The sequence below is a fragment of the Mycobacterium sp. 852002-30065_SCH5024008 genome, from assembly GCF_001665645.1.
GTDB lineage: Bacteria > Actinomycetota > Actinomycetes > Mycobacteriales > Mycobacteriaceae > Mycobacterium > Mycobacterium paraffinicum.
Window position 1 is genome coordinate 1 of sequence record NZ_LZSZ01000133.1, and the last position, 12651, is coordinate 12651.

Below are 12651 nucleotides of genomic sequence, written 5' to 3' on the forward strand. Positions count from 1 at the left end.
GTGCAGCCAGTCGACGTCGTCCTTCTCCAGGCCGATTTGCAGCGCACGCGTCAGCAGCGCGGTGGCGGCGGCCTGCGGATCGGGTGGCTCCGGCTCGTCGGGCTGCGCCGGCTTGGCGCGCCCGGCCCGTTGCTTGGACGGCTTCGCCTCCGCCTCGCTCGCGGCCTGTGGTTCGAGCGCCGGCACCCCTGGCAGCGAGTCGTAGATGACGAACTCGTCGCAGGCCGCCGCCAGCGCCCGGCTCGATGCGCCGGCCACCCCGATGCCCACGACGTAGCGGCCGAGCCTCTTGCAACGCTGGGCCAACGGTATGTAGTCGGAGTCGCCGGCCACGACCACCACGTGGGTGAGGTCGGGGAGGCGGAACATGTCCTCGACGGCGTCGACGGCCAGCCGGATGTCGGCGCCGTTCTTGCCGTAGGCCGCGGCGGGGAACAACTGGACCAGGTCGACCGCGCGGGCCACCAGCTGCCCGCGGTACCCGGCGTTGATATCCGCCGACCAGTCCGCATAGGCGCGGGTGAGCACCAGGGTCCCGAACGACGACGCGAAGTCAAGAATCGCGCCGACGTCGACGGTGGCCCGGTCCAGCCGCTCGGAATACTGCTCGAGGCCCTTGGCTTTGTCGCGCTGGAACGAGCTGCGGCCGTTGACCTGGTCGTATCGGGAGATCACGATGTTGTCGAAGTCGAGGTAGACGGCCACGCGGGCCGCAACCGGTTCGGTCATGGACTAAATCATGGCTGAGGCGTCGGGCACTGTGGGGACCGGAAGCGTTTTCCGTCACGATTCGCCCGATCTCGGCCGTAAGCGAGGCGAGAGCGGGTATCCCCGAACAATGAACGAGTTGAAGTATCTGGAGCTGCACGGCGATCGCGTCGCCTACCGCGACGAGGGCGACGGCGAGGTGCTCCTACTCATCCACGGGATGGCCGGAAGCTCGGAGACGTGGCGATCGGTGATACCGACGCTGTCGAAGAAGTTCCGGGTCATCGCCCCTGACCTGCTCGGCCACGGCGAGTCGGCGAAACCCCGGACGGACTATTCGCTGGGCGCCTTCGCGGTGTGGCTTCGTGATCTGCTCGACGAACTCGGCGTCAGCCAGGCCACCCTGGTCGGTCAGTCGCTCGGCGGCGGGGTCGCGATGCAGTTCGTCTACCAACACCCCGACTATGCCAAGCGGTTGATCCTGATCAGCAGCGGCGGCCTGGGCCCCGACGTCGGCTGGGTGCTGCGGCTGCTCTCGGCGCCCGGCGCGGAGCTGGTGCTGCCGATCATCGCGCCGAAGCCCGTCCTCGCCGTCGGCAATCGGCTCAGGTCGTGGTTGCGTGGCGCCGGCATCCATTCGCCGCGCGGGGCCGAGATGTGGAGCGCTTACTCGTCGCTGTCCGACGGCGAGACCCGGCAGTCGTTCCTGCGCACGCTGCGATCGGTGGTCGATTACCGGGGCCAGGCGGTCAGCGCGCTCAGCAGGCTGCGGCTGCGCGACGACTTGCCGGTCATGGCGATCTGGGGCGAGCGTGACGCCATCATTCCCGTCGATCACGCGTACGCCGCGCACGAGGCCCGTACCGACGCCAGGCTCGAAATCCTGCCCGACGTCGGCCACTTTGCGCAGGTCGAGGCGCCGAACCAGGTGGTCGAGCTGATCGAGGACTTCATCGCGACCGGCGACCGCCGCCAAACGGAGAGCTCACAGCTGCACATGTGATCTAGGCGTCGCTTCGGTGCGCAGGCCCGTCGTAAAATTGCGGTGATGCGCACTGCCGCGCCTACCGCGCTTCCGCCGGGGCCCCGGCTGCCCCGGGCGGTACAGGCCGCGTTGATGCTGCACCGTGGATCGCACTTTGTCGCCGCCTGCCGCCGTCGTTATGGGAGCGTGTTCACGCTGCGCGTCGCGGGCATGGGAACGCTGGTGTATCTGGCCGACCCGGCAGACATCAAGGCGGTGTTTGCCGGTGACCCGCACGTCTTCCATGCCGGCGAAGCGAATTCGATTCTGAGCGGGTTGCTCGGCGATACCTCTCTACTCGTCATCGACGAGGACGTCCATCGGGATCGCCGCCGTCTGATGCTGCCGCCGTTCCATCGCGACGCCGTCGCACGCCAGGCAGGACTGATGGCCGAGATCGCGGCCGCGAACGTCGCCGGCTGGCCGGTGGGACAGAGCTTCGCGGCCGCGCCCAAGATGTCGGAGATCACCCTCGAGGTGATCCTGCGCACTGTCATCGGCGCCACGGACCCGGCTCGGCTCACCGCGCTGCGTGAAATCATGCCGCAGCTGCTCACCGTGGGTTCGTGGGCGACGCTGGCACTGGCGAAGCCGGAGCTGCAGGGCTACCTCCCATGGCGTGGCCTGCGTCGGCGAATGGCCGAAGCCGACCGCCTGCTTTACGCCGAGATCGCCGAGCGCCGCGCCGACCCCGACCTGGCCGGGCGCACCGACGTGCTGGCCATGCTGGTACGCGCCGACGACGGCGGGCGCACGATGTCCGACCGCGAGCTGCGGGACCAGCTGATGACGTTGCTGGTGGCCGGGCACGACACCACCGCCAACGGGTTGTCCTGGGCGCTCGAGCGGTTGACCCGCCACCCGGCCATCTTGGCCAAGGCCGTGATCGCGGCCGAGGCCAGCGCCGCGGGCGATCCGGCCGGTGACGAGTATCTCGACGCGCTGGTGAAGGAGACGTTGCGGATCCGTCCGGTGGTGTTCGACGTGGGGCGGGTGCTCACCCAACCGGCCGAAGTCGCCGGCTACCGGCTGCCGGCCGGGGTCATGGTGGCGCCGGGAATCGGGCTGGTGCACACCAGCGCCGCGGTGTACCCGGATCCGGACCGGTTCGATCCGGACCGCATGCTGGGCGCCACCCTCACCCCGACGACGTGGTTCCCTTTCGGCGGCGGCAACCGCCGCTGTCTGGGCGCCGGCTTCGCCATGGTCGAGATGCGCGTGGTGTTGCGCGAGATTCTGCGCCGGGCCGAGTTGCGCACCACCACCGCGGCCGGCGAACGGCAGAAGCTGAAATTCGTTGTCCTGATACCGCATCGCGGCGCGCGCATTCGATTGAGGGCAATCAAAGACGTTCCGGCCGCAGCGCCGGCGACCAGGCAGACGCCGGCGCGGTAGCTATATGCCGTAGTCCGGCAGAGCTAATTCCTTGCGCACGTTGCCGGCGAAAAGCGTTGCCACGGGTGCGAAATTCATCGTCCGCATCGCCAGGTTACGTAGCCACAGCCCGAGGTGGGTCTTCGTGGCGAAGGCCGGGATGTTGCGCGCCGCGCCGGCTTGCTTGGCCTTGATGAACGGTCTCAGGCGCGCCTCGTAGGCATCGAAGGCGCGGCGATGGTCGGCCCCGGCGCGGGCGAGCTCGCCCGCCAGGATGTACGCCTCGGCGATCGCCAGGCCGGTGCCCTCACCGCCAAGCAGCGAGATGCACCCGGCCGCGTCGCCGAGCAGCAGCACCCGGCCGCGTGACCAACGGTCCATCCGGATCTGGCTGACGACGTCGAAGTACAGATCGTCGACGTCGTCGAGCTTTGCCAACATGTCCCGGCTTTCCCAGCCGATGGCGCCGAATTCTTTGCGCAGCTCGTCTTTTGGCGACATTCCGGGGCCGTCATGCCCGGCGCGGAAGACGAATAAGAACATGCTGCGGTCCGACACCCCAGAAGTCGATCATGTAGCCGCCGGTGCGGAAGTGTGGTGCCTGTTCGATCAGCGTCGGCGTGTGGCCGGTGCAATGCAGCCAGTGGCCGAGCGCCGCGCCCGCCACGCCGGCACCGCTGATGGCGATTCTCATGATGGTCTCTACGCTCGCACCATTGCCGAGCGGCGTCTAGCCGCTCACGGTGGAACGTTCGCAATTCGCCGCCCATCAGTAACGCGGCGGCGGACGTGACACACGCCGGCGACCATTTCCATTCGACGGCCGGTGAGCGTGACGCTTGGTCTAGTGGGCGACGGGGGTACGCGCGCCCCGGTAATCGACCTGCCAGTGCTTGATGCCGTTGATGAACGACGACCGCAGCCGCTCGGGATTCGCCAGCGGAGTCAGGTCGGGCAGGTGATCGGCGAGTGCGTTGAACATCAAGTCGATCGTCATGCGCGCCAGGTTTGCGCCGATGCAGTAGTGCGCTCCGGTGCCGCCGAATCCGACGTGCGGGTTGGGGCTGCGCAGGACGTTGAAGGCGTAGGGGTCGTCGAAGACTTCTTCATCGAAGTTGGCCGACCGGTAGAACAGCACCACGCGCTGGCCCTTGCCGATCCGGACACCACCGAGCTCGGTGTCCTGGCACGCGGTGCGCTGAAAGGCCGTGATCGGTGTGGCCCAACGGATTATCTCGTCGGCGGCGGTCTTGGGCCGCTGTGCCTTGAACAACTCCCACTGTTCCGGATAGTCGGTGAAGGCCATCATTCCCTGCGTGATGGAGTTGCGGGTGGTCTCGTTCCCGGCGACGGCCAGGGTGACCACGAACATGCCGAATTCCGCATCGGACAGGTGCTGGCCTTCGGCATCGGCCTGTATCAGCGTGGTGACAATGTCGTCACCGGGATCTTCGCGCTTGCGTGCTGCCAATTGCATTGCATACCAAATCAATTCGCCTGCGGAGGTCAACGCGTCGTTTCCGGCGAACTCCGGATCGTCGCTGCCGATCATGTTGTTGGTCCAGTCGAACAGCTTGTCGTAATCCTCCTGCGGAACCCCGAGTAGCCCGGAAATGGCCTGCAGCGGCAATTCGCAGGCAACCTGACGGACGAAGTCGCCCGACCCGGCCGCCGCGGCTTCGGTCACGATGCGCCGCGCCCGCTCCGATAATTCGGCGCGCAGCCGCTCGACCGCGCGGGGCGTGAAGGCCCGCGAGACGATCTTGCGCAACCGGCTGTGCTCGGGGTCGTCCATCATGATCATCGACGCCCGGCCCGCCTCAATCTGGCCGGCCGCCAAGTCGTCCCGGTAACGCGGGACGATCGACTTGGTCGCGGACGAGAAGACGTCGCTGCGCAGCGAGACATCGCGGATGTCGCGGTGCTTGGTCACCACCCAGTAGCCCCCGTCGCCGAACCCGCCGGCGTCGGGCGCCTGCTCGTTCCACCAGATCGGCGCCGTCGCGCGCAGTTCGGCGAACTCCTGCACCGGCAGCCGGTGGGCATAGATATCGGGGTCGGTGAAATCGAAGCCCGGCGGGAGGTTCGGTGTGGCCATCGGACTTCTCCTGGAGACGTGCCTATTGGGATCGGTAGCAAACCCGACATGTCTTACTGCCAGCACCATAAAGCCGAGCCTTGAAGAAAAGAAGCCTTCATGAAAATCATTGCGATCGTGGCGGCCGGCCTCGCCGCCGGCGCGGTGGCGGGGGCCGGTTGCGCGCAGGCCGAGATCGCCGCGGCGCCCGTGCCGAGCCACGCCTACCCGTTGGCACCGGGCGGGCAGTCCGATCCCGAAGCCGATGTCGAAGAGCTGCAGCGGCAGGTGTCCGAACTGCACGACAACTGGGACAACCTCATCCCGCCGCAACGACAGCAACGGCTGACGCAGCTGCAGCAGCAGGCCACGACCGTGTCCAACGAGGTGCAAAACCTCCCGCCGGCGCAGCTGCCGGGGGTGGAAATGCGACTGTTGCAAACCATGTTCGAGTTGTTCGACCTGGTGCGAAAGGCCCAAGGGCCCAATCAGCCCTGCTACTTTCCCGCGTGCCTGCCGGGCCTCTGATCGGCCATCAGCCCCGAATCGGGCTGGGCGCCTTGGCCGTTTCGCGCCCGCCCAGGTTGGTCGCCGCGGTCACGACGGCTCGCTCGATCTGACGCAATGCGTGCACCGCGGTGAGGAATCGCCGGGTATCTGGCCCCGGGTGGCCCGATGATCCCGCCTCGCCGTCTCGCTGCCGGGCCAGAGTTTCGGCGGCGTCGAGGTCGTCGGCGGCCGAGACGATGGTCGGCGCGCGGCCGCTGCCGATCGCGGCGGCCAGCGCGTCGATGTTGCGCCGCGTCTGGGCGGCGGCGGCCGAGAAGGTGTCGGCAAGGGGCTGCGACCCCACCGGGTCCTGGTACTGCTCGCTGCTGCGCGCCAGGCTACGGCCGTACCGGTCGCAGGCCGCGAAGATGCGCAGCGCCCGGCGAATGCTGCGCCGGCCCGCAAGGCCGGCGACTCCAGCCAGCAGCGGCTTGGCGGTGACCCGGAACTGCTGCAGGTCCCGGTCGAGCTGGCGTGCCTGCTCCGACGGGCTGACGCTCTCGTCCTCACCGAACATGGTCGCGGCGGACACCTCGATCAGGGCCGACAGGCTGGCCAGAAACGTGCGGGTGTCGTCGCGGATCGAGGCCCTGGTGTGCGTGGGCAGCACGACGATGGCCACCGTCGCTCCGATGACCGCACCGAGCGCGGTCTCTTCGATCCGCAACATCAGTACGCCGAATGAGAATTGGCCGAGCAAGCCGTACAGCAACGCCAGCATCGTGGTGATCCAGAAGGTCATCAAGCTATAGGTGACCGTCATGAAATAGAAGGCGCAGAACAGACACACGAATATGCCGGCGAGCGCGGCCGTCCGGTCGCCGGCCAGCAACGTGGCCACCAGCACACCGCAGGGCACGCCGAGCAAGGTGCCGAGCAGGCGTTGCCAGCCTTTGGTCAAGGTTTCACCCCACGAGTTGGTGCCGGCGAAGATGACGAACGCGGCGATCACCGCCCAATACCAGCGGGCCGGCGACACCAGTTCGCCGGTGACGATCGCCAGCGACGCGGCGACGGCGACCTGGATGGCCTGCCGGGTGGTCGGCCGTAGGCCCGCCGGCTGCGCTTGTTCGGCGGCCTCGTCCGGGGGCGCGTCGTCGCCGGCCGGTGGCCGCTCGCTACCCCTAGTTTCCACGCCGCCGACACCCCCGGCGGCGGCGTGGTCGACGATGGCCCGGACGTCGGAAGTCGCTGTAGCGGCGTTGATCACCGCCAGGGCGAGGCGGCGCACGGCGGCGCTGCCCGGGTCGTCGTCGGCGGGGTCGCACTGCTCGTCCAGCAGCCGCTGCGCTTGGGCGGCGGCCTGTCGAAGGCCGCCGGGTTCGGGGAGGCGGATGGCGCGCGCCAGCCGCGAGAGCGCGTCGACGAGCTCGGCCCGCGTTTGGCTTGGTATGGCGTCCGGGTTCTCCGCGGTCAGCGCCGCGGCCCGGCGCCCGGCCGTGGCCACCCATTCGACGGCCAGCTCGGCGTCCAGCAGCCACGGCGCCAACTGTTCGGCGGTGACACCCGGCCACAGCATGGCGGGGTCGGCCTTGTCCTCGATCTGGCTCTGCACCATCAGGGCGGTCTCGTTGAGCCGGAGGGTGCGCGCACGCATGCGACGCCGGCGCCGTTCGTCGAGGCGGCCGGTACGCACGGCTTCGGCCGTGGTGTCGACGACGATCGCCATCCGGGCCCGCAACGCCCGGACGGTCGCCCACAGCACGCGCTCCGGCCGGTCGGGCATGACGTAGGTGGCCATCACGAATGTGCAGACCGTGCCCACCGCGACCGCCCCGATCATCCACGGCAGCTCCGAGATGCGCGCTCGCAGATACAGGGTGAAGAAGTAGGACATGAACGCGACCATGCCCAGCGCCCGACCGCGCGCCCCGAAGCGGCGAACGTACGCGGCGGTGAACACCACCACCACGAACACCACGTCGCTGACCACCTGGTGGGACGCGAGCACCGCGGCGGCCGTGATGGAGACGGCCGCGGGCAGGGGCAGCAGGGCCATGGTGATCCGCTGCTGGTGCGGGTCCGGCTCGTTGACGGAGCGCGACGCGACCATCGTGATGACGACGCCCAACAAGGCGACGGTCAGCGGCTGTCCCGTCGCCCGGGTCAGGACGTACAGGGCCAGCAGCGAACAGCCGAGCGCGGCCGTCGTCCGCGTCGCCATACGCAGCCGGAGCAGACCGGGATCGGAGCCGATCACCCAGTTGCTGGCTTGTTCGTAGAAAACGCTGATCGCCACGCCCCCCTTCTCGCCTGTTGAACGCATCATGGTTACCCGAACTTCGGCACAAGCTAGTCTTCGACATCGTGACAGCGCCGAAGCGGGCGAAGCTGGCCGATGGCCGTGACCTGCTGTTCTTCGCGCTGCCGGGGCACCGTCCGGCGCCGGTCGAAGACCGTAGGCCGCTGCCGGCGCGCGACGGGCAGCAGACCGAGTTGCGGTTCGACCAGACGATGGGGCAGTGGGTGATCGTCGCGGCGCTACGCCAAGACCGCATCTACAAGCCGCCCCCCGACCAGTGCCCGCTGTGCCCCGGTCCGACGGGGCTGACCAGCGAGGTGCCCGCCCCGGACTACGACGTCGTCGTCTTCGAAAACCGGTTCCCCAGCCTGTCCGGCACCGGACCGGCGCTCGCGCCCGCCGGTGACGGCTTCGTGTCCGCCCGGGGGCAGGGCCGCTGCGAGGTGATCTGCTTTTCCAGCGACCACACCGGCTCGTTCGCGGGGCTGGCACCGGCGCACGCCCGACTGGTCCTCGACGCGTGGCGGCACCGCACCGGCGACCTGATGGCCACCCCGGGGATCGAGCAGGTGTTCTGCTTCGAGAACCGCGGCGAGGAGATCGGGGTGACGTTGACTCACCCGCACGGTCAAATCTACGGCTATCCCTATCTGACGCCGCGAACCGCCGCCATGCTGGGCCAGGCGCGCCGGCATCGAATGCACCACGGCACCAATCTCTTTGCCGACCTACTGGCCGGCGAGGTCGCGGACGGCAGCCGAATCGTCGCGCGCGACGACCTGTTCACCGCGTTCGTGCCGTTCGCCGCGCGCTGGCCGGTCGAGGTGCACATCTATCCGAACAGGTTCGTGCGCAACATCATCGAGCTTGACGAGGACGAACTCGACGGGTTCGCGCGGGTCTACCTCGATGTGCTGAGGCGATTCGACCGGATGTATTCCTCTCCGCTGCCCTATATTTCGGCGTTGCACCAGTACGCCGATACCGACGCGCAGGCCGACGGCTACTTCCACGTCGAGTTGATGTCGATCCGGCGCAGCGCCACCAAGCTCAAGTACCTGGCGGGCTCGGAGTCGGGGATGGACGCGTTCATCAGCGATGTGACGCCCGAGAGCGTGGCCCAGCGACTGCGGGAGCTCGCGTGACCGTCCGGTACTCCGCGCCCGGGCGGATCAACCTGATCGGGGAGCATACCGACTACAACCTGGGTTTCGCGCTGCCGATCGCGTTGCCGCAACGCACGGTGGTGACGTTCACGCCAGACCGCGGCGATGCGATCGCCGTGGCCAGCGACCGCGCGGACGGGACGGTGCGCATTCCGTTGGATACCGCTCCCGGCGGCGTGACCGGCTGGGCCGCCTACGTGGCCGGCGTGATGTGGGCGCTGCGTCAGGCCGGCCACCCGGTGCCCGGCGGCACGATGCGGATCACCAGCGACGTGGCGATGGGCTCGGGGTTGTCGTCGTCGGCGGCGCTGGAGTGCGCTGCGCTGGGCGCCATCGCTGCCGCCGCCGGGGTGCGCATCGACCCGAAGGAACAGGCACGGCTCGCCCAGCGCGCCGAGAACGACTACGTCGGCGCCCCAACGGGTTTGCTCGACCAGCTGGCCTCGCTGTTCGGCCGGCCGGCGACCGCGCTGCTGATCGATTTCCGCGATGTCACGGTCGCGCCGGTGGCCTTCGATCCGGATGCCGCCGGTGTCACGCTGCTGGTGATCGACTCCCGCGCCCCCCACAGCCACGCCGACGGCGACTATGCCGCGCGCCGCGCGTCGTGTGAGCGGGCGGCCGCGGATCTCGGGGTGTCGTCGCTGCGCGAGGTCCAGGACCGCGGTCCGTCGCTGGCCGCCGCGGTGCGCGATCCGGTCGACGGCCGCCGGGCCCGCCATGTGCTGAGCGAGAACCAGCGGGTGATCGATTGTGTTGCGGCGCTCAATGTTTCGGACTTCGCCGAGGCGGGGCGAATCTTCAGCGCCTCGCACGCGTCCATGCGTGACGATTTCGAGATCACCACCGAACACATCGACCTGATCGCGGACACCGCGGTGCGGGCGGGCGCCCTGGGCGCGCGGATGACCGGCGGGGGGTTCGGCGGCTGTGTGATCGCGCTGGTGCGGACCGACCGCACCGGCGCGATCGGTGAGGCGGTGCGACGCGCGGTGGGCGACGCCGGTTTCGAGCAACCGGTGATCGCCCGAACCCGTGCCGCCGCCGGCGCGGGGCCGGGTGGGTGACCGAACCGATCGGCGATGTCGAAGTTCGGGCGTTCGCCGAGCTCAACGATTTCCTGCCCGCCGAGTCGCGCGGCCTGGCGGTGCGCCGCCCCTTCCGGCCGCACCAGACCGTCAAGGACGTGCTGGAGGCGATGGGCATCCCGCACACCGAGGTCGACCTCATCCTGGTGAACGGGTCCCCGCGGGACTTCGCCTACCGCCCGAGTTTCGGCGACCACATCGCCGCGCACCCCGGGCCGCGGCGGGTGAACGATCCGCGGTTCGTCGTCGACGTCAACCTCGGAAGGCTGGCGTGGCTGCTGCGGCTGCTCGGGTTGGACGTGTGGTGGTCGAACGACGCCGACGACAAGACGCTGGCCGACATCAGCGGCGAGCAGCGCCGGATCCTGCTGACCCGTGACCGTGGCCTGTTGAAGCGCCGCGCCATCACGCATGGCCTGTTCGTCCGTTCCGATGATCCCGAGGAGCAGGCGCTCGACGTGCTGCGACGGCTGGACCTGGGTCACCGGCTGGCGCCGCTCACCCGGTGCGTGCGCTGCAACGGCACGTTGAGCCGGGTCAGCAAGGACGAGGTGATCGATCAGTTGGAGCCGCTGACGCGCCAGCACTACCAGGAGTTCAGCCGGTGCTCGGAATGCGGGCGGATCTACTGGCCCGGGTCTCACTACACGAAGTTGGTCCGGCTCGTCGAGAAGCTGCGCGACCAGCTGGGTTGACCGTCCAGGCGCCAATTCCGTGGTCCTAGCGGTGACACGCCCCCAGAGCTGTAACGTAACGGATATGCCAGGGATGACGTGCGCAGTGTGCGGGGCGGGCTTCTCGGCCCGGTCCGACGCGGTCTACTGCACGGCGGCCTGCCGGCAAAAGGCTCACCGCGCCCGATCGGCGCGCCGGACGACCGTGCTGCGGGAGGCTCTTCGGCGAAGCGGCGAGACCGGCCGGGGTGCGCACGCTGATGCCGCCAGATCGCTGCGGCGTTCCGCGGCCAGTTCCATGCAACGCGCGCGGGAGCAGGTCGACCGATCGCGCGAATTGTGCCGCGTGTCCGAGCTTCGGCTGCGGCAAAGCGACGTCATCCGTCAAGCGTCGCTCACTGCGCGGGCGGCGACGTCAAACAGGGAGCGTGCATGGTGGCCTGGGAGCTAGACGGCCAGACGGCGGCGGTGGAGCAGGCCTTGGCCGGCGGTACGCCGCAGCGCGCCGGTTGGTTTCGCTTCTACTTCGAAGACCAGCGCTGGGAATGGTCGGAGCAAGTGCAGCGGATGCACGGCTACGAACCCGGAACGGTGACCCCGACCACCGAGCTGGTCATCTCCCACAAGCATCCCGAGGATCGCAACCAGGTGGCGGCAACCATCAACGAGATGGTCGAACGCCGGCGGCCGTTCAGCACCAGGCACCGCATCGTCGACACCCGCGGCAACACCCATGACGTGGTCGTGGTGGGCGAGCAGTTCTGCGACGGCAGCAGCGAGGTCATCGGCACCCACGGCTTCTACGTCGACGTCACACCGACATCGAACCGCGAACGCGAGGAGAACATCAGCGCGGAGGTGGCCGAGATCGCCGAGCGGCGCGGCGCCATCGACCGGACCAAGGGAATGTTGATGCTCGTCTACGGCGTCGACGAGCTGGCGGCTTTCAACCTGCTCAAATCGTTGTCCCAGGTGCGCAACATGAAGCTGGGCGTGCTCGCCGAACAAATCGCGAAAGACTTCTCCGAATTGGGCAAGGAGCTGATCGCGTCACGCTCACGGTTCGACCAACGCCTCCTCACCGCGCATCTGCGGGCGGGCAGCTCCGACGAGTAGCGGCTATTCAGCCGGAGTCAGGCGCACCGCTCCCAGGTGCATGCGGTCGACCGCCTCGGCGAACTCCTCCCGCGTCGGTAGGCGTTGATCGCGAAACTTCAGTCCGATCATCCGCTGGGCGCGCCGAACGCCGTAGGAGTCGGCGCAGCGCAGGAAGAGGTCAGAGACGACGGCGCGGTCGCGGATGAGCTCCCCGCGCATCGCGGTCTGCTTGCCGTCGTAGACGACTTGCGCGGGCGCACCGCCGCGGAAATTCTGTTTCCACGGGGCGCCGGTCAGCGCGTACAGCTGATTGTCAATCATGTGGGCGCTCACCGGAAGTGAGAACGGCCGGCCCGTTTTTCGCCCGGTGAAGTTCAGCACCATGAGCTGCTTACGGGCGGCGCCGGCGAGCGGGGTGCGCAGCAAGAAGCCCAGCATCGGGTTGACGATGCGCAGCAGCGCCGACGGGGGGTGCCCGGCGTCTATCGCATAGGACTGCTCTGGCATGCGATTACCGTAAGGCCAATGGGGTTCCGTGGCCTAGCGATGAGCTGATGGCGCCGCGGAGGGTTCCCCGCGGCGCCATCGCGTGCCTCGTCAGGGGGTGATGGTGGTCTGGTCGTCGATGATGTTGGTGGCGTCCATCAACGC

The 12651-nt window shown here is 68.6% G+C and carries 11 protein-coding genes and 1 pseudogene; 7 read left to right on the forward strand and 5 right to left on the reverse strand.

Features of this window, described 5'->3' with window-relative positions; translation table 11 throughout:
* On the reverse strand, positions 1–729 hold a 729-nt coding region (locus tag A5781_RS17255), incomplete at its 3' end, for an NYN domain-containing protein (RefSeq protein ID WP_067208779.1).
* Between the two features lie 109 nt (positions 730–838).
* Here A5781_RS17255 and A5781_RS17260 point away from each other — a divergent pair.
* Complete coding sequence (locus tag A5781_RS17260; protein ID WP_067208783.1) at positions 839–1711, forward strand: alpha/beta fold hydrolase; 873 nt, start codon at positions 839–841, stop codon at positions 1709–1711.
* Positions 1712–1756: 45 nt separating this feature from the next.
* A complete protein-coding gene (locus A5781_RS17265; RefSeq protein ID WP_067208786.1) occupies positions 1757–3127 on the forward strand; it encodes a cytochrome P450 in 1371 nt (456 codons plus the stop codon).
* On the opposite strand, the pseudogene A5781_RS17270 reads toward A5781_RS17265, so the two are convergent.
* Positions 3128–3800: pseudogene (locus tag A5781_RS17270) on the reverse strand (FAD-dependent monooxygenase).
* A gap of 150 nt (positions 3801–3950) precedes the next feature.
* Positions 3951–5204, reverse strand: a complete 1254-nt coding sequence (locus A5781_RS17275) for a cytochrome P450 (protein WP_067208790.1) — start codon at positions 5202–5204, stop codon at positions 3951–3953.
* Between the two features lie 99 nt (positions 5205–5303).
* On the opposite strand from A5781_RS17275, the gene A5781_RS17280 reads away from it, so the two are divergent.
* Complete coding sequence (locus A5781_RS17280) at positions 5304–5711, forward strand: hypothetical protein (RefSeq protein ID WP_067208793.1); 408 nt, start codon at positions 5304–5306, stop codon at positions 5709–5711.
* A 7-nt stretch (positions 5712–5718) separates the two neighbouring features.
* Here A5781_RS17280 and A5781_RS17285 read toward each other — a convergent pair whose 3' ends face one another.
* Positions 5719–7932 (reverse strand): FUSC family protein, encoded by a 2214-nt coding sequence (locus tag A5781_RS17285; RefSeq protein WP_067208810.1) that lies wholly within the window; start codon positions 7930–7932, stop codon positions 5719–5721.
* 107 nt (positions 7933–8039) lie between these two features.
* Here A5781_RS17285 and galT point away from each other — a divergent pair, with 107 nt between their 5' ends.
* From galT to A5781_RS17305, 4 genes are all read left to right on the forward strand, one after another.
* Entirely contained in the window at positions 8040–9119 is a 1080-nt protein-coding gene (galT, locus tag A5781_RS17290; RefSeq protein WP_197503881.1) for a galactose-1-phosphate uridylyltransferase, read from the forward strand.
* Positions 9116–10207: a galactokinase gene (locus A5781_RS17295; protein ID WP_067208799.1), complete on the forward strand. Its 1092-nt coding sequence runs from the start codon at positions 9116–9118 to the stop codon at positions 10205–10207. The genes galT and A5781_RS17295 overlap by 4 nt, the downstream gene beginning before the upstream one ends.
* Positions 10204–10923 (forward strand): Mut7-C RNAse domain-containing protein, encoded by a 720-nt coding sequence (locus tag A5781_RS17300; protein ID WP_067208803.1) that lies wholly within the window; start codon positions 10204–10206, stop codon positions 10921–10923. The genes A5781_RS17295 and A5781_RS17300 overlap by 4 nt, the downstream gene beginning before the upstream one ends.
* A 411-nt stretch (positions 10924–11334) precedes the next feature.
* A complete protein-coding gene (locus A5781_RS17305) occupies positions 11335–12018 on the forward strand; it encodes a PAS and ANTAR domain-containing protein (RefSeq protein WP_197503859.1) in 684 nt (227 codons plus the stop codon).
* Between the two features lie 3 nt (positions 12019–12021).
* On the opposite strand, the gene A5781_RS17310 is transcribed toward A5781_RS17305, so the two are convergent.
* On the reverse strand, positions 12022–12507 hold the full coding sequence (locus tag A5781_RS17310; RefSeq protein ID WP_067208806.1) for a hypothetical protein: 486 nt from the start codon (positions 12505–12507) through the stop codon (positions 12022–12024).
* Positions 12508–12651: the final 144 nt, after the last annotated feature.